Here is an 18333-nt window from a genome sequence, read left to right as displayed (position 1 = left end):
CCTTCATTTTAATCAAGTAGTCATTTCTACTTCAGTTTGGACTATATCATCATATTGAATACATTCTTTTTCCTATGCATATATAATTTAGCATCGGTATACATTAACTTATATAAATTCAAAATCGAATTCTTTTCGTATATTTTAACATACCAACACTCATGAAACTTTCTAGAATCTTTAACTATTTTTGCTTTTATACTTTTTTGATTTAATAAATTTGATAATTGCTTAGCCATGTTTATTGATCCTGTAGATATACTAACATTTAAATATTTATACTCCTTAATATCTCCATTAGACAGTTTATTCTTTGTTGTATTTATATACACACTTCCATCACCATCAAATATTCCTCGTATAAAATCACCAATAAAGCTTTCTTCTACATTCAACAAAAATACATCTTTACTTTTTCTTTCAGTAATACCTATTTTCTGTATAAACTCAACATCATATTTATTTGTGGTTATAAAACTATAGCTTATTTTTGCATCTTTGAATTTTTTACTCTTATATTCATATATCTTTTTATTTAAGCAATAGCTCTTATTTAAAAACTTAATTATCTCTAAGTCTGTTGATGTTATTGTTATTTTGAATCTTTTACAATGTTTATCATAACTTAAACATCCATCTGAAATTATTAAGCCTAATATATAAGCACTAATTTCATTTATACCTTTATCAAATATACTTAAATCTTCAATTTTTCTTAAAGTTGTATTGTGTGAATTTGCACAACTTTTTGAACAAAACCTTTGCCCTTTTTTTCTAGTTAAAAATTCTTTTGAACACTTTTCACATATATACTTATGCATAGATTCCTCCAAAATAAAAGTCTTACTTATATTTTGGTTTGCTAAATATATTTATATTCAATATGTCGGGCACTCGTGGAAAAGATTATTGCTTAGCTACTCACTTTTCTAGTCTCTGAACCTTTCTAGTACTTTTCTGCTATTCCTAGACTTGGCTGCTGATTGGCATATCTTTCGACTTAGCTTCCCAGCAATTCACCCGATTTAAACAGCGCATCTTAATTTACGCTCGAAGAGTAAGCTGTATTTCATAGGATCTATTTTTGTTATTCCTAAGGTATAGGCAACTAAGGCTCCAGCTGCTGATCCTCTTCCTGGGCCAGTTGGTATCCCATTATCATTGGCATACTTAATGAAATCCCAAACTATTAGGAAGTAATCAACATATCCCATTTGCTTGATTACTCCAAGCTCATATTCAAGCCTTTCAATATCCTCTTTTACTTTTTCATTATTCTCACCAATTTCATAAACCTTATCTATATCATATATTCCCTTTTCCTTAAGAGGCTTAAGTTCTTCTAATCTATCTATAAGACCATCAAAGCAAGTCTTTCTTAGATATTCAAAAGGCTCTACCCCTTCTGGAAGTGGGAACTTTGGAAGCTTTGAAACATGGAATTCATAATCAAAATTACATTCTTCTGAAATCTTTAATGTATTTTCTAAAGCTTCTGGAATGTAATCAAACATATCCCACATTTCCTCTGGTGATTTTAAATAGAATTGGTCAGAGGGGTATCTTCTTCTATTTGGATCATCTACAGTTTTTCCAGTTTGTATGCACATAAGTATGTCATGTGCCTTTGAATCTTCCTGGTTTATATAGTGAACATCATTAGTTGCAACTAAAGGAATATTAAGCTCTTTAGCTAACTGTATATTTACCTCATTAACCTTTTTTTGCTCTTCTATTCCATGATTTTGAAGTTCTAAATAAAATCCATCCTTAAATGTATCTCTATAGAATATTGCAGCTTCTCTCGCTTTATCTATATTTCCATTTAAAATAGCTTTTTGAACTTCTCCTCCAAGACAAGCACTTAGGGCTATTATTCCCTCTGAATGTTCTTTTAAATATTCTCTATCAATTCTTGGTTTATAATAAAAGCCTTCAATAGATGCTACAGAAACAATTTTCATAAGGTTCTCATATCCCTTTTCATTCTTAACAAGAAGAACTAAGTGATATGTTTTATTATCTTCATCATTGCTCTTTATCTTTCTAGACTTAGGCACAACATAAACTTCACATCCTAAGATAGGTTTTATTCCTTCTGCCTTAGCTTCTTTATATAAGTCAACACATCCATACATAACACCGTGGTCAGTTAATGCTATACTTTCCATTCCAAGTTCCTTTGCCCTTTTAATAAGTGGCTTTATTTTTCCAGAACCATCAAGCAAACTATACCCAGAGTGTAGATGCAAGTGACAAAACTTCTTATCCCCCATTTCCTTCACATCCTTTCATCTAATATTGTTTCTATAAAATATTTTTAATCATATATAAAATGCTATTTTTTAAGTTTAAATCTTAAAAATAATCTCTATTTTTTTATTAAAGTAAACACTTAAAAGTTATGTTTTAAATTAAGTGTAATATATTAATTTTACCATATTAAAGAGAAATACACTAAGAAAACTTTATTGTATTAATTCTAATTATTAACCTCTTAAGGAAAAATAATCTTTTTATACAAACATATCTAAATTACCATATTAATTCTAACTATCGTTTCTTAAAATTCTAATTTATATGGTGAAATTATCAACCTAATAATTTTTAATAGAGCTTAAAACCAGTTAATTTTTAAATAATATTAAAAACTTTTTATTATTTGTAAATAAAATAAAAACACCCATTTTTTATGGAACAATTCTGTATAATTTACTCTCTAATAGTTGAAAAAGAAGGGATGATGTTGGAACTAATAAGCTTTTTTAATAAAAATTCATTTAATAAAGTTTCGTATAAAAAATTAACCAAAGAGAGATTGTCTCAAAACTTTGAACTATTAATAAAAGAAAATCTCACTTCTATGTATAGGGTAGCTAAAGGAATTTTAAAAGTTGAAGAAGATATTGAAGATGCTATTCAAACTACTATTTTAATAGCCTTTAATAAAATTAATACTCTAAAGGATGAAAGGTATTTTAAAACATGGTTAATAAGAATTTTAATAAATGAGTGTAATAAAATCTATAAGAAAAATAAAAACACTCCAAAGGAGTTAAGTTCTGAATTATATATAACTGAAAACTATGAAAATATAGATTTATATGATGCAATCAAATGTTTAAAAGAAGATTTAAGAGTAATAACAATACTTTTCTACTTCGAGGACATGTCTTATAAAGATATTGCAGTGGCACTAAATATAGCTGAAGGAACTGTAAAATCTAGACTTTTTAGAGCTAAAGAAGCTTTATATGAAATTCTTAAAGATAATATTTAAGGGGGATGTATTTATGATTGATGATTTTGATAGAAAACTTTTTGAAATGGCTAGGGAGTCTAAAGTAAAAGAACCAAATGCTTTAAAAGCTAAAGTTGATTATACTTTTAAAAAACTTAAAAAAAATAAGTTTAACTTCAGACATTTAGGATCAATAGCTGCTATTTTAATCTTTTGTATTTTAAGTGTCGGAATTTACTTTCCAACGTATGCAATGAATATTCCTATCCTAGGTGATGTTGTAGAAATTTTAAGCAATAAATTCAATCTAAGTGGCTATGAAATAAATGCACAAAACCTAAACTATCAAGTTAGTAATGAGGACTATACCCTAACAATAGAAAGTGCTTATTATGATGGAATTGAAACAACATTTTTCTTTAAAATTAAAGGAAATGAAAAATTAAATAAATCTGGACAATACTTCTTTGAAGCAAATTTTAAATATAATGAAGATATTTCCTATGAAGGTAGTCTTGAAAAAGGTGAATTTATAGATGAGTACACTTTTGCTGGTATGATGACTTTCTATATAAATCCTTATAGTGGAAATAAGTTACCTGAAAAATTTAATATTAAATTCAGTATTCCAAACATAATTGCAGATTCTGAAATACTTGCAGTTAATAGCGATACTTTAAATCTTTCTTTTGATATAAAGGATTTAAATGTAAAAGAAACTAAAATTAATAAAGAAATACAGGCTAATGAGAACTCAATTTTAATATCCTCAATAAAAAAATATCCTACCTCCATAGTTATTGACTATGATGAAAAATTTAATAATCCAGAAAACAAATTATCTTTTATACTTTGGCATGAAACTTTAGGTCAAATTAATTATTTACTTCCTAGAACTCCTGAAAAATTATTTATAGTTCCTAAAACCAGAAGTAAACTTAATGTAGATAACCTTATAAAAGAATCTATGCCTTTATCAATAGGAGAAACTAAAACTTTTGGAAAAGTTGGAAAAGTATCTATAGAAAATATAGAAACTAAAGATGGGAAAACTTATATATCAATAAGAAAAACAGGTGATATAAATTCTTATGATTTTAATATTATAAAAAAAGAAAATATTAATTCAAAACTTAATATGTATGAGTATTAAACAAAAGTTATAGGCATACTAGATACCCTAACAACATATGTTATACCAGACTTTACCTCTGATATTGATTACCTTTTAGAATATGAGTATATTTCAAATGATGATATTGAAATATTATATGATCAAATAATAGAAATAAATTAATTTAAACTCATTTGTTTTTACTGAAACTTAACTTAATTTCTTTAAATTAATTAATTTAAATAGTTAGCTAAATTAACATTTAAACTAAATTAAGCCTATATTAAAAATAAAATTTTAATATAGGCTTAATTTCTTATTTAAAACTATTTTTTGCTGCATCTATAGATTCTTGAACTTTAACTCTAGCATCATATGCAGATTTTTCAATATCTTTCATTGCACCAATAAACTCATCTTTAGGCATTGCTAATATTTTATTTCTGTTAGCATCTAAATCGCTTTTAACAGTGCTTATAGACATTTTTAAATTATCTATACTTTCAACTATCTTTCTGTTGGCATCATTAACTTTTCCATCTGATGGAGAAACTTTGCTGTTAAGTTCATTTTTTAGATTTGTAAGTTCAGTATCTAGGTTTTTATAATATTTTTCATACTCTTCATAAGTTGCTTGCTTAGTATCCTCAGTTACCTTTGAAAAATCATATTCTGTACCTAAGTTCACATCACCAATATAAGTTTTTATTTTTTCTTCTAGCATTGTTTTATATTCTGCTGGAGTAGTTGCTGATAGTCCTGAGTTCTCTGTCATTTCATTAGTCTTCTTTGTACATCCAACCATACCTATAATTCCAAAGATCATTACTCCTACTAAAAGCCAAATTGTCTTTTTAAAATTTCTTGCCATATTAATACCTCCACTTAAAATAATATTTTTTCAAAATTATCTTCCCCATAAAAACAAATTAATATTATTCAATTTGGTAGGTATTTTTTTGCATAAAAAAACTTTTAAGTTTTTTAACAGCAAATTTAATATTCGCTGTTAAAATAATTACTTAAAAGATTTTAAAAACTCTGCTAGAAGTTGCCTGTTCTAAGCTCTTCAGCTATTTTTTCAATTTTTCTTAATCTATGATTTACTCCTGATTTTCCAACTGGTGGTTCAAGCATTTCACCAAGCTCCTTTAAGGATTCCTCAGGATAAGTTAATCTAAGCTCTGCAACTTCTCTTAAATTCTTAGGAAGTCTTGCAAGACCTATTTCTCTTTCTATAAGCTTTATACTCTCAACCTGTCTAACCGCTGCATTTACAGTCTTACTAAGGTTTGCAGTTTCACAGTTTACAAGTCTATTTACATTATTTCTCATCTCTTTCATGATTCTAATGTTTTCAAGTTCTAAAAGTGCAGTGTGAGCTCCTATTATATTTAATAAATCTACTATTTGCTCTCCCTCTTTTATATAAACTATATAACTATTTTTTCTTTGTATCACCTTAGCTTTTAAACCAAAAGTATTAATTAACTTTCCTAGATCTTCTGCATATTCTTGAGAGTGAGTAACAAACTCTAAATGGTAAGTTTTTTCTGGATTACTTATACTTCCTCCACCAATGAAGGCTCCTCTAATATAAGCTTTTTTCTTTTCTTCTGTATCAACTAAATTCTCATCTATATGATAGTCTAGTGACATTATTCCATCTATCTCTCTTAATATACCTGTTATTTCAAGTAATTTTTTTACTCCCATTTCTTCGGTTACAACAACCATATAAATATTATTTTTCTTTAAGGAATTACTTTTTTTAACCATAAGCTTTGCATGTATGTCGAAGTAATCCTTTAATATAGTAAACATCAATCTTGCAGATGCAGGATTTTCTGTTGTCATTTTGAAGCTTATTTGTCTACCACTAAAAGCAAGTGTACCGCATACTTTCATGATAGCTGATATTTGAGCAAGAGCTTCCTCTTTTGATATATCAATATATCTACATATTTCTCCCTTTACTTTTGCTGAAAATGACATGGCTACTCCTTCCTATTTGAACCTTCTCTTTTCTTAATTCTTTGTGATAAATATATATACTCTAAAATTTTCTTTCTATCATATAATAAATGCTTTTCCATTACTGTTTCAATGAGAAGTTGTGCTAAATAATCCGAATTATGTCTTATATAATCCCCTTTAACCTTAGTTAAATCTCCATCAACAACACATAGTCCCATCTTTTTAAGCTTATTAATATCAAGTTCTACAAGCTCAGAATTTTTATCTAAGTACTTTTCTTTTAATTCTTCTGAAATATCTTTAGAGTTTGCAATTATACAGTCTACCATATCTTTTCCACAATGATCTAATATAACTTGAACATGGTCAGATACCTTAAATCCATCAGTCTCACCTGGTTGAGTCATTATATTGCAATTATATATTTTAAATGCTTTACTTTTCTTTATAGCTTTACTTATATCTTTTACCAAAAGATTAGGTAATACACTAGTATATAAACTTCCTGGTCCTAAAACTATAGCATCAGCATCTTCTATAGCCTCTAAAGCCCTATCTAAGGCCTTAGCATCCTCTGGTATTATCTTTAATTTTTTTATTGGACTACTTTGGTCTATTACTTCCTCTCCTATTAGAGATTCCCCTCTTACCCTATGTCCATTCATAAGTTCTGCTTCTAAAACCATATTTTCTAAAGTTACAGGTAAAACTTCACCCTTAACGGCAAGTACAGAACTCATTTTTTGGACAGCGTCCTCAAAATTTTCAGATATTCCATCCATAGCCGCTAAAAATAAATTACCAAAACTTTGGCCCTTTAGTCTACCATCATTAAATCTATATTGCAATAATTCGTTCATCAAAGGCTCAGTATTAGCTAAGGCTAAAATACAGTTTCTTATATCTCCAGGTGGCAGTATTCCTAAGTCTTCTCTTAAAATACCAGATCCACCCCCATCATCTCCAACTGTTACTATAGCCGTTACATTAGATGTATAGTGTTTTAATCCTCTAAGCATGGTGGAAAGGCCTGTCCCCCCACCTATAACAACAATCTTTGGCCCTTTAATTAAAAGTCTATCATCTTCTATTAGGTCTTCTAAATCATCTTCTTCAATAGATAAATTTATATATCCTTTATTAACTAATGAAACCACTGACTTCACGCACCAAACTATTGATTTATATCCTACTAACCCAGAAAAAATTATTAGTATTATAAATACAGCTTTATCATGAATGGTGGTTAAATGCCTCTCATCAATTAACTTTGCAATGGCAACAGCCATTGTAATTATAGATGCTAAAGCCAAAAAAATGTATCTTTTAACTCTGATACCAGGCTTAAGCATTTTTTTCATCATCATAGTTTTCTATCTCCCCTATTTATATCCTCATTAATATCTCTATGCTCTAAGGTAACGTGGAAGTTCTTACATAGAAGGTCTTTATATAAAGCATTAGCTATGGCTACTGATCTATGTCTTCCCCCTGTACATCCAATAGAGATAATAAGTTGTCTCTTTCCTTCTTTTATATAATTAGGGATTAAGAATTCTGCCATATCTGAAAGTCTTGATAAAAATCCTTTTGTTTCTTCTTGAGCAAGAACATAATTTTTAACTGGTTCATCTTCCCCTGAAAATGGCTTTAATTCTGGAATATAAAATGGATTTGGTATAAATCTAACATCAAAAACTAAATCTGAATCTGATGGAATACCATACTTAAATCCAAAGGATAAAACAGTTATTGAAAGGTTTTGCTCAACTGGCTTACCATCTCCATATAAAAGATTTATTTTTTCTCTTAAATTTCTTATAGGATAATTTGAAGTGTCTATTATATTATCAGCTCTATCCTTAAGTTCTCTAAGTCTCATTCTTTCTTCACTTATACCAGTTATTATTCTTCCATCTGGTGAAAGCGGATGACTTCTTCTTGTTTCTTTAAATCTCTTAACTAAAACCTCATCAGAAGCCTCTAAGAATAAAATTTCGTAATTAAAATCATTAGCCTTTAAATACTCTATACTTTCAAATAAATCATCAAAGAATATTCCGCCTCTTATATCTATTACTAATGCTATTTTATCTATTTTACCTTCACTTTGAACACAGGCCTCTGCAAACTTAGGTATTAACTTTGGAGGTAAGTTATCTACGCAAAAGTATCCTAAATCTTCTAAACTTCTTGTTGCTTCTGTTTTTCCAGCCCCTGAAAGTCCAGTAACTATTACAAATCTCATATTATCATCTCCTATAAATCTATAATCTGTTTAATAACTTCAAAACATAAGAAATGCTTTAATCACTTAGTAATTAAAGCAAACAAACTAATTTCTTAAATAGATTATAACATAAAATAAGTCAATTATTACTTATTTTATAAACCTCTAATTTTATATATTTTTCTATTTTCTAAGTAAAGAATTTTTATATTATGATACGGCTAAAAAAAGAGTATGCACATGCATACTCCTTCTTACTAATCTCTACCAATTATTCTAACTTCAGTATGAAGTTCAACATCAAAATTTTCTTTAACTGTTTTTTGAACATGAGCTATAACATCTAAGACATCCTTAGCTGTAGCTCCACCTTTGTTTATTACAAAACCTGAATGCTTTTCTGAAACAGCAGCTCCTCCAATTGAGAAACCTTTTAATCCTGAATCTTGAATAAGTTTTCCAGCAAAATATCCTTCTGGTCTTTTAAATGTACTACCTGCTGATGGATATTCTAAAGGTTGCTTACTCTCTCTTCTGTTTGTAAGATCATCAATCTTATCTTTTATACTAGCATACTCTCCGCTTTCTAGTTCAACTGTAGCCTCTATAACTACATATCCCTTTTTCATAACTATTGAACTTCTGTAACCAAGTTCTAATTCCTCTTTAGTTAAATTTTTAATATTACAATTTTCATCAATTACTCTAGCTGATTTTATTACATGTGCCATTTCTCCATCATAAGCTCCAGCATTCATAAATACTGCGCCTCCTATGCTTCCTGGTATTCCACATGCAAATTCAAAGCCTCTTAAATTATTTTCTAAAGCAGCCTTTGATACATCTTTTAATAAAGCTCCACTCTGAGCTGTTACGCAATTTCCCTCTGTTGTGATCTTGTTTAACTTGTTAAATTTAATTACAACTCCAGAAATGCCACCATCTTTAACTAAAATATTAGAACCGTTACCTAATATAAAATAAGGTACATTATATTCCCTACAAAGTTTTAAAGTATTAACTACTTGTTCTTCATTAACAGGAGTTACTAGTATATCTGCTGGTCCTCCTACTCTAAAATAAATATGTTCGCTCATTGGAGAATCCACAGTAATATCTTCTTCATTATAAAATTCACCTAATAATTTATAAAACTCCATGTATTGATTCATACCCAAACTCCTCAATTTTAAATTTAATATCCTAATTTAATAGTATAAATTAATTCTTGACATATTTTCAATATTTAGTACAAATTTTTTTATTTTCCTATGCCATAATATTATATATATTATCCTAAGTCAATTTCTGTTAATAAAATTAACTTGAAAAATATTGTTTTATACTCTCTGCTGCTCTTTTGTCTATCCCTGGTGTATCTAATAATTCTTCCATAGATGCCTTTTTAATATTATCTATACTTCCAAACTTCATAAGAAGATTTCTTCTTCTCTTTTCCCCAATTCTAGGTATATCTTCTAATATGGAATGTAAGGTTCTTTTATCTCTTAAACTCCTATGATATGTTATGGCATATCTATGAACCTCATCCTGAACTCTAGTTATTAGATTCATAAGGCCTGAACCCCTTCTAATGAGGATTTCTTCGTTATTGAATATAATTCCTCTAGTTCTATGTTTATGGTCTTTAACAAGGCCACAGACAGGAATTTCTATACCAAAGTCCTTTAGAACCTCTAAGGCTATGTTTACTTGCCCTTTTCCCCCATCCATCATTATCAAGTCTGGGAAAATACAAAACTTTCCCTTTGAGTATTCTAAATTTCTCTCTTTTATTTTATTTACTTCCTCTAATCCATGAGAAAATCTTCTGCTTAATATTTCTCTCATACTTTCATAATCATTAGGACCTTTAACACTTTTTATCTTAAATCTCCTATAATCTGAATTTTTTGCTTTTCCATTTTCAAAGACTACCATGGTTCCTACTGAGTCTACACCCTGTATATTGGATATATCATAAGCCTCTATTCTAGCAGGCAAAGAATCTAATCCTAAAACATCTGCCAGTTCAGTTAAGGCAGACTTATTTAACTCTTTTTCCTCAACCATTTTTTCTTTAAATTGATCAAGCATTATCTTAGCATTATTTCTAACCATATCTAAAAGATTCTTTTTATCCCCCTTCTTAGGGACTTTTATCCAAACCTTAGATCCTCTTTTTTCTGTAAGAAACTTTTCTATAAGCTCTTGATCCTCTATTTCCTCTGGCACATAGATAGTCTTAGGTATTTGTGCAGTTCCTCCATAAAAGGATGCTATAAAGGAACTTATTACCTCTTTAACTGGATCATCACTAATATTTTCAATCATAAAGTGCTCTCTGCCTGTAACTTTTCCCTCTCTAACAAAGAAAACTTGAGCACATCCATCTTTTTCATCAGTATATAAGTCTATAAAATCCTCATCGCCCTCTTTTACAGTAAACATTTTTTGTTTTTCGCTAATCAATTCTATGGCCAAAATTCTATCTCTAATTTTAGCTGCTTTTTCAAACTCTAATTCTTCTGCAGCTTTTTCCATCTCTAATTTTAATTTTTTTATTATGGATGTGTCTGTACCATTTAAAATGTTTATAATTTCATCTATCATTTCCCAGTACTCAGCCTTAGATATATAGCCAGCACAAGGAGCTTTACAAAGGTTAATATGATAATTTAAACATGCTCTCGTAGGCTCTCCACCTTCCACAATGGCCTTTTTACAGGTTCTTAATGGGAATAACTTCTTTATAAGCCCCATAACCTCATAAACGGCTGTACCATTAGTATATGGTCCAAAATATCTATTCCCATCCTTAGCAAAATTCCTTGTAACATAAACCCTTGGAAAATCCTCATTAGTGGTTATTTTTATAAAGGGATAAAACTTATCATCCTTTAAGGCTATGTTATATCTTGGGCTATATTTTTTAATAAGATTACATTCTAAAATTAATGCTTCCATTTCAGAATCTGTAACTATGTACTCAAATTCAGCTATATTCTTAACCATAGCTCTAACTTTTTCAGAGTGATTCTTAGAGTTTTGAAAATATTGCCTTACTCTATTTTTCAATACCTTTGCTTTTCCTACATAAATAACTTCTCCAAGAGAATTTTTCATTATATAAACTCCTGGTTTATCAGGCAATATCTTTAATTGGTGTTGAAAATCAAACATCATTATCACCTCGCATCTTTTATTATAAAACTTATTTTTATAAATTAAATAACATTTATGTAAAATCACTATAAATTAATACGCCCTAACATACTATTTTTCATAGTAATATTAGGGCGATTATTTTTTTATTAAGTATTTAGTTATATTCTATAATTATTTATTAAAATATGCTTGCATTACCCTAGCTGTAACAGGAGCTGCCACCTTTGAACCTGAGCCACCATTTTCAACTATTGTTGCAACAGCTATTTTAGGATCATCAGCTGGAGCAAAAGCTATTAACCATGCATGAGAATTTCCATCAGGAACCTGTGCTGTACCAGTCTTAGCTGCCACATTCATTCCTTTAAAATATCCCCAGTTATCATTTATTCTATCTTTTGCAACGCCTTGCATATATTCATTTATGATTTGAGCTTGTTCTTTGCTCATAACTGTATCTTTTTTAGTTGAGCTAAACTCTTTTACAGTATCCCCATCTTTATCCACAACTTTACTAACTATATAAGGTTCCATTCTAACCCCATTATTAGCTACTGTTGCTGCAACCATTGCCATTTCAATAGGACTTGATAAAACTTCCCCTTGACCTATAGCATCATAAGCTATAAGTCCTTTGTCAACAGTTTTTCTATCTGGGAAACTTCCAGAATAAGCTTTAAGATTTCCTAAATATAAATCTTTATTAAATCCATACTTTTCTGCTGTCTCTCTTAGTTTTTTGTTTCCAAGCTCTTCTCCAAGAATTCCTCCAAATATTACGTTACTTGAAACTGATAAAGCTTTTCTTAAGCTTATATTTCCATAAGCATTTCCATTTTCATTTGGTAAATCTTTTGTACCAACATTTATAGAACCAGTATCATTGAAGGTTCTTTCAGTTACCCCTGGAAGATTTTCTAAAGCAGATGTTAAAGTTACAACCTTAAATGTAGATCCTGGAGGATATTGACCATTTAAAGCTCTATCAACTAATATAGCATCCTTAGGATTTCCATTAGGGTTATTAGCAATTTCATATGTTTCTTTCATGTTATTAGGATTAAATCCTGGCTTTGAAACACTGGCTAACACCGCTCCAGTCTTAGGATCTAAGGCAACTACAGCTCCTCTATTAGCTCCTAAAGCTGCATAGGCTGCCTTCTGTAAATCAGTATCTAAAGTTGTTACAATACTATTTCCTACTTTTTTATCACTTTCATTTCTTTCTTTAAAATCTTTTTTCAAGTTAAATGATTTTAAGAAAGCTTTTAATGATACATTTTCATAAGTAGTTAACTCTTTTGAATATGCTCCTTCTAATCCTGCATTTCCATATATTCCACTAGCATATCCAATTGGATGAGAATATATTTCTCCATAAGGATATTCTCTTTTTTGAGTTAAATCACCACTTTTAGTACTTTTAGCTAGAACATTTCCATCTCTATCTTTTATTTCTCCTCTTATGACCTCGTTCTGAGCAGCCATAACAGCAGAGTTGCTATCCATCTCAGCTATCTTTGGAACTTGTATTAATTGGAAGTAAGCTATATAACTTATAAGCCCTACTAATAGCACTAAATAGACAAACATAACTTTTTTTATACTTCCTGATAAATCTTTTTTCTTTGCCATCTATCTTAGTCCCTCCTCTGAAATTTTCTGAAGTATTCCTAAGGCGATGAACACTGTAAGCATAGATGTTCCACCATAACTAACTAAAGGTAAAGTTATACCTGTTAATGGAATTACTGCAAATACTCCTCCTATAATTACTAAAACTTGAGCAACTATAAGTGTACTAAATCCAACAGCATTTAATTGTGAAAATGGATCATCTGTATTTAATGCCGCTCTTATTCCTCTATAGAATAATAAGAAATATAATAATAGTAATCCTATACCAAAAACAAGACCTAACTCTTGCGCTATTAATGTAAATATGAAATCCGTAGATGCAAAAGGTACTAATTTAGGATAACCATTATAAAGCCCTGTCCCAAACATTCCACCTAAAGACATGGCATAAAATCCTTGAACTATCTGATAACTTTCATTGCTAGCATATTTCCAAACATCTTTCCAAATCATTACTCTTTTTTTAACATGGCTAAACAAGAAATAACTTACTGTTCCACCTAGTGAAAATAATACTAATCCAGTACCAACATACTTCCAATTACAAGTAGCTATGTAAAGCATAGTTATAGATACAAAGAAGAACATAAGAGCTGATCCTAAGTCTTTTTGTAAAACCATAAATCCTAAAGAGTACATTACAACTAATGCAGGCTCTAAAAGTTGTTTAAATTCATATTTTATATTATCTTTCTTTTCATACTTCATTAAAGCAGATGCTAAATAAAGTATTAAAAATATTTTACCTATTTCAGAAGGTTGAAAACCAAAGCTACCTATATAAACCCAGTTTTTTGAACCATTTACAGTTTTACCAATAATCATAGCCATAGCCATAAAAATTAAAGTACCACCCATATAAATATACTTATACTTAGCAAAACTTTTTAAATCTGGCATAACTATTACAATTCCCATATAAAGGGCTATTCCTAAACTAAACCAAACTAATTGCTTAATTGCTAATTTAGGATCTAATCTATAAAGAACTGCTATTCCAACTACAGCTAAAACCGATGCAAAAATAAGCATATATTTATCCCCATCAGGATAAAACTTTCTTATTATAAAATGTGAAAACCCAATAATAATTATTAATATACCTGCTATTATAAAAGCCATTTTGTCTATAGGGGTTTGCTTAACAGCTATATTAGTAAATAAGGCTAAGCATAAAAGATAGACTAATAGCAACATCCTTTTTTCATACTTTAAAGTAGTATTCATATTATCACCTCTTTTATCCTATAACCTTAAATACGGTGCTTCCCATTCTTATTTGATCATTTACTTTTAATCTCACTCTTCCCTCTACTTTTGAGTCATTTATAAATGTACCATTTGTACTTGCTAAATCTTCTAAATAAAAATCATTGTTTTTAACATAAATTTTAGCATGATATGATGATACAAACTGATCATTTAGCACAATTGAATTATCTTCTCTTCGCCCAATAGATATAGTACTCGTCACTGGTATAACCGAGCCAATGCCTAGAGTTCCATTAGAGATTGTCTTTAAGACTTCTAATCCATGTGCTTTCTTTCCAGGGGCTTTCTTCTTTTTCCCGCCTTTAACATCTTTATACATTATCTTTAATGCATAATAAATTATGGAATATAGTATTACTATAAATATTATTCCAAAAACCCATGTCATTAGTTTCGAAAACATCACTTCACCTCTACATATTTTATATTTCTTTTATATTTTACTTTATTTAATAACTTGATTATACAATAAAAGATTACAATTTCATAATCATAATTAAAATCCCTAATTATTATATCATCTAAAAAAGGGGAAATTATGATATTTATATTTTTATTTTACTTCTTTTTATATTTTTCTAACATTATTTTAATTTTATAACCATTAACTTACTAAATTAATATAATATCTATGAATAAAATATAGCTATCAGAATTTATAGCCATAAATTCTGGTAGCTATTTAAATTAATCTATTCTTAAATAATATATTTACTTTTTAAAATTATATTCCTTTATTAAAGATATTTCTTTAAATATTTACCTGTATAGGATTCCTTAGCCTCAGCTATTTTCTCAGGAGTTCCTGTAGCAATAATAGTTCCACCCTTGTCTCCGCCTTCTGGACCTAAATCAACTATATAATCTGCACATTTAATCATATCTAAATTATGCTCTATTACTATTACTGTATTTCCTCCATCAACTAATCTTTGAAGTATTTTTACAAGTCTATTTACGTCGTGTATATGAAGGCCTGTTGTAGGTTCATCTAAGATATATAAGGTTTTTCCTGTACTTCTCTTAGATAATTCATAGGCTAATTTAATTCTTTGAGCTTCTCCACCTGATAATTGAGTTGAAGGTTGACCTAATCTTATATATCCTAAACCAACGTCCATTAAGGTTTGAAGCTTATTTTTTATTCTTGGAATATTTTCAAAGAACTCTAAAGCCTCCTCAACAGTCATGTTTAATACATCAGCTATATTTTTTCCTTTGTACTTAACTTCTAAGGTCTCTCTATTATATCTTTTTCCCTTACAAACTTCACATGGAACATAAACATCAGATAAAAACTGCATTTCTATCTTTATTATTCCATCTCCACTACAAGCTTCACATCTTCCACCTTTTACATTGAAAGAAAATCTTCCTGGTTTATACCCTCTCATTTTAGCTTCTTGAGTTTGTGAGAACAGCTCTCTTATTATATCAAAGGTTCCAGTATAGGTAGCTGGGTTACTTCTTGGAGTTCTTCCTATAGGGCTTTGATCTATATCAATAATCTTATCAATATTTTCATAGCCTGTTATTTCTTTAAACTTTCCTGGTAAATCCTTAGCTTTATTTACGATTTTATTTAATCCTTTATAAAGAATTTCATTAACTAAGGTACTCTTTCCAGATCCTGAAACTCCAGTAACCATAGTTAGAGTCCCTAAAGGAAATTTAGCAGTAACATTTTTTAAATTATTTTCCTTAGCACCCTTAACTGTTATGAAATTTCCATTGCCTTTTCTTCTTTCCTCTGGAAGCTCAACCTTTTTAGCCCCAGTTAAATACTTACCAGTTAAGGAATTTTCATTTGACATTATTTCATCTAAAGTTCCTGAGGCAACTATCTCTCCACCATGCTCTCCTGCTCCTGGCCCTATATCAACTATGTAATCTGCTTCTCTCATAGTATCTTCATCATGCTCTACTACTATAAGGGTATTTCCCACATCTCTAAGTTGTTTTAATGTGGATATAAGTCTATCATTATCTCTTTGATGCAGACCTATTGAAGGCTCATCTAAGATATATAATACTCCCATAAGTTGAGAACCTATTTGAGTAGCCAGTCTTATTCTCTGAGCTTCTCCCCCAGATAAAGTTCCTGCTTTTCTAGCTAAGTCTAAGTAATCTAAGCCAACATTTATTAAGAAACTTAATCTTGATTGAATTTCTTTTATAATTTGACTACTTATTATCTTATCTTTTTCTGAGAAATTTATTGAGTTTATAAAATCTAACTCTTCTCTTATAGCCATGCTTGTGAATTCAAATATATTTTTTCCTCCCACTGTAACGGCTAAAGCTTCTGGCTTAAGCCTTGCACCCTTACATTTAGGACATGGATTATCACTCATATATTTTTCTATTTCAGCCTTCATGGTATCTGAGTTAGTTTCCATATATCTTCTTCTTAAATTGTTTATTTCTCCCTCAAAGGAATGATTATATACAGACGTTACATTTTCTTTTGTATATGTAACCTTTAATTTTTCTGGCTCTCCATACATTAAAACCTCTTGAACCTTCTTAGGTAAATCCTTATATGGAGTGTCTAAATCAAAGTTATACTTTTCCATTAAAGCTTTAAGAACACAATAAGTCCAAGATTCTTCCTTCATTCTTGAGTCTCCCCAAGTAGAAATAGCTCCTCCTCTTATGCTTAAATCCTTATTAGGAACAATTAAATCTTCATCAATCTCCATTAAAGTTCCTAATCCATCACATCTTTCACATTTTCCAAAGGGTGAGTTAAATGAGAACATTCTTGGTGCAAGTTCATCTATACTTATACCACAATCAGCACAAGCAAAATGTTCACTATAAAGTCTATCTTCCTCCCCTATTATATTAACTAAAACTAATCCTTCAGCCATTTTAAGAGATGTTTCTATAGAGTCTGTTAATCTACCTTCTATTCCGTCCTTAACAATTATTCTGTCAACTACAGCTTCTATATTATGCTTTATATTTTTTTCAAGTTTTATCTCATCTTCTGTTAAATCATAAATTTCTCCATCTATTCTAGCCCTAACAAAACCTTGCTTCTTTATATTTTCAAGAACTTTTTCATGAGTTCCTTTTCTTCCTCTTATTATTGGAGCCAAGATCATTATTTTACTTCTCTCTGGCAATTCCATAATTTGATCTACTATTTGATCCACAGATTGCTGAGTTATTTCTTTTCCACACTTAGGACAATGTGGTACCCCCACTCTTGCATATAATAATCTTAAATAATCATATATTTCTGTTACTGTACCTACAGTTGATCTTGGATTTCTAGAAGTTGTCTTTTGATCAATAGATATAGCAGGTGAAAGTCCTTCTATGGACTCAACATCTGGCTTATCCATCTGTCCTAAGAATTGTCTTGCATAAGATGATAAAGATTCTACATATCTTCTTTGTCCTTCTGCATAGATTGTATCAAAAGCTAGAGAACTTTTACCTGAACCTGAAAGTCCAGTAAAAACAATAAGCTTATCTCTAGGAATTTCTAAACTTACATTTTTTAAATTATGTACTTTTGCACCTTTTACTATTATCTTATCCTTCATAAAACTCTGCTACTTTAACTCTATCTCAAAATATCCATATTAAGAAATCATCTTCTCCATATAATAACTTATTATATGAATCTCTCTTTAATAAAAAGTTATATTTTCACTACTTCAAAAATTATGTTTTAACTTC

Annotated in this window: 13 protein-coding genes and 1 pseudogene; 2 read left to right on the top strand and 12 right to left on the bottom strand. The window is 29.5% G+C overall.

The features are described from left to right. Positions 1–41: 41 nt before the first annotated feature. The gene (locus tag GOM42_RS02030; RefSeq protein ID WP_004457554.1) at positions 42–821 is read right to left on the bottom strand and encodes an LAGLIDADG family homing endonuclease; all 780 of its coding nucleotides are present in this window, start codon (positions 819–821) and stop codon (positions 42–44) included. 225 nt (positions 822–1046) lie between these two features. Continuing rightward, a pseudogene (gene dnaE / locus GOM42_RS02025) lies at positions 1047–2276 on the bottom strand (DNA polymerase III subunit alpha); the annotation flags it as partial. 467 nt (positions 2277–2743) lie between these two features. Here dnaE and GOM42_RS02020 point away from each other — a divergent pair. Both GOM42_RS02020 and GOM42_RS02015 read left to right on the top strand, forming a co-directional pair. After that, positions 2744–3280, top strand: a complete 537-nt coding sequence (locus tag GOM42_RS02020; RefSeq protein ID WP_003479012.1) for a sigma-70 family RNA polymerase sigma factor — start codon at positions 2744–2746, stop codon at positions 3278–3280. 13 nt (positions 3281–3293) lie between these two features. Next, a complete protein-coding gene (locus GOM42_RS02015) occupies positions 3294–4394 on the top strand; it encodes a DUF4179 domain-containing protein (protein ID WP_242122194.1) in 1101 nt (366 codons plus the stop codon). A gap of 277 nt (positions 4395–4671) precedes the next feature. Here GOM42_RS02015 and GOM42_RS02010 read toward each other — a convergent pair whose 3' ends face one another. The 10 genes from GOM42_RS02010 to uvrA form a co-directional block, all read right to left on the bottom strand. Next, entirely contained in the window at positions 4672–5226 is a 555-nt protein-coding gene (locus GOM42_RS02010; RefSeq protein ID WP_003457989.1) for a hypothetical protein, read from the bottom strand. Between the two features lie 173 nt (positions 5227–5399). Further along, on the bottom strand, positions 5400–6350 hold the full coding sequence (gene whiA / locus GOM42_RS02005) for a DNA-binding protein WhiA (protein WP_003457993.1): 951 nt from the start codon (positions 6348–6350) through the stop codon (positions 5400–5402). A gap of 2 nt (positions 6351–6352) precedes the next feature. Further along, complete coding sequence (locus GOM42_RS02000; RefSeq protein ID WP_003458089.1) at positions 6353–7699, bottom strand: gluconeogenesis factor YvcK family protein; 1347 nt, start codon at positions 7697–7699, stop codon at positions 6353–6355. Next, positions 7696–8580, bottom strand: coding sequence for an RNase adapter RapZ (gene rapZ / locus GOM42_RS01995; protein ID WP_003457961.1), 885 nt, complete (start codon positions 8578–8580; stop codon positions 7696–7698). The genes GOM42_RS02000 and rapZ overlap by 4 nt, the downstream gene beginning before the upstream one ends. Before the next feature lie 239 nt (positions 8581–8819). Continuing rightward, entirely contained in the window at positions 8820–9734 is a 915-nt protein-coding gene (gene murB / locus GOM42_RS01990) for a UDP-N-acetylmuramate dehydrogenase (RefSeq protein WP_003457971.1), read from the bottom strand. A gap of 148 nt (positions 9735–9882) precedes the next feature. Further along, positions 9883–11745 (bottom strand): excinuclease ABC subunit UvrC, encoded by a 1863-nt coding sequence (gene uvrC, locus GOM42_RS01985; RefSeq protein WP_003458095.1) that lies wholly within the window; start codon positions 11743–11745, stop codon positions 9883–9885. Between the two features lie 156 nt (positions 11746–11901). After that, complete coding sequence (locus tag GOM42_RS01980; protein WP_003452191.1) at positions 11902–13365, bottom strand: penicillin-binding transpeptidase domain-containing protein; 1464 nt, start codon at positions 13363–13365, stop codon at positions 11902–11904. Continuing rightward, positions 13366–14595, bottom strand: coding sequence for an FtsW/RodA/SpoVE family cell cycle protein (locus tag GOM42_RS01975; protein WP_003457997.1), 1230 nt, complete (start codon positions 14593–14595; stop codon positions 13366–13368). A 13-nt stretch (positions 14596–14608) separates the two neighbouring features. Then, the gene (locus GOM42_RS01970) at positions 14609–15043 is read right to left on the bottom strand and encodes an FHA domain-containing protein (RefSeq protein ID WP_003473867.1); all 435 of its coding nucleotides are present in this window, start codon (positions 15041–15043) and stop codon (positions 14609–14611) included. A gap of 334 nt (positions 15044–15377) precedes the next feature. Next, positions 15378–18197, bottom strand: a complete 2820-nt coding sequence (gene uvrA, locus GOM42_RS01965; RefSeq protein ID WP_003458035.1) for an excinuclease ABC subunit UvrA — start codon at positions 18195–18197, stop codon at positions 15378–15380. Between the last annotated feature and the right edge of the window lie 136 nt (positions 18198–18333).

Origin of the sequence: Clostridium sp. 16K-1-R1 (assembly GCF_023921145.1) — a bacterium.
Classification (GTDB): Bacteria; Bacillota; Clostridia; order Clostridiales; family Clostridiaceae; genus Sarcina; species Sarcina perfringens.
This window is presented reverse-complemented; position numbering and strand designations above follow the sequence as displayed.

Excerpts from the sequence above, each read along its gene's own strand:
- GOM42_RS02010 (WP_003457989.1), bottom strand. The coding sequence starts at position 5,226 with ATGGCAAGAAATTTTAAAAAGACAATTTGGCTTTTAGTAGGAGTAATG.
- GOM42_RS02015 (WP_242122194.1), top strand. The coding sequence starts at position 3,294 with ATGATTGATGATTTTGATAGAAAACTTTTTGAAATGGCTAGGGAGTCT.
- GOM42_RS01970 (WP_003473867.1), bottom strand. The coding sequence starts at position 15,043 with ATGTTTTCGAAACTAATGACATGGGTTTTTGGAATAATATTTATAGTA.
- GOM42_RS02000 (WP_003458089.1), bottom strand. The coding sequence starts at position 7,699 with ATGATGATGAAAAAAATGCTTAAGCCTGGTATCAGAGTTAAAAGATAC.
- whiA (WP_003457993.1), bottom strand. The coding sequence starts at position 6,350 with ATGTCATTTTCAGCAAAAGTAAAGGGAGAAATATGTAGATATATTGAT.
- GOM42_RS01975 (WP_003457997.1), bottom strand. The coding sequence starts at position 14,595 with ATGAATACTACTTTAAAGTATGAAAAAAGGATGTTGCTATTAGTCTAT.
- GOM42_RS01980 (WP_003452191.1), bottom strand. The coding sequence starts at position 13,365 with ATGGCAAAGAAAAAAGATTTATCAGGAAGTATAAAAAAAGTTATGTTT.
- rapZ (WP_003457961.1), bottom strand. The coding sequence starts at position 8,580 with ATGAGATTTGTAATAGTTACTGGACTTTCAGGGGCTGGAAAAACAGAA.
- GOM42_RS02030 (WP_004457554.1), bottom strand. The coding sequence starts at position 821 with ATGCATAAGTATATATGTGAAAAGTGTTCAAAAGAATTTTTAACTAGA.
- uvrA (WP_003458035.1), bottom strand. The coding sequence starts at position 18,197 with ATGAAGGATAAGATAATAGTAAAAGGTGCAAAAGTACATAATTTAAAA.
- uvrC (WP_003458095.1), bottom strand. The coding sequence starts at position 11,745 with ATGTTTGATTTTCAACACCAATTAAAGATATTGCCTGATAAACCAGGA.
- murB (WP_003457971.1), bottom strand. The coding sequence starts at position 9,734 with ATGAATCAATACATGGAGTTTTATAAATTATTAGGTGAATTTTATAAT.
- GOM42_RS02020 (WP_003479012.1), top strand. The coding sequence starts at position 2,744 with ATGTTGGAACTAATAAGCTTTTTTAATAAAAATTCATTTAATAAAGTT.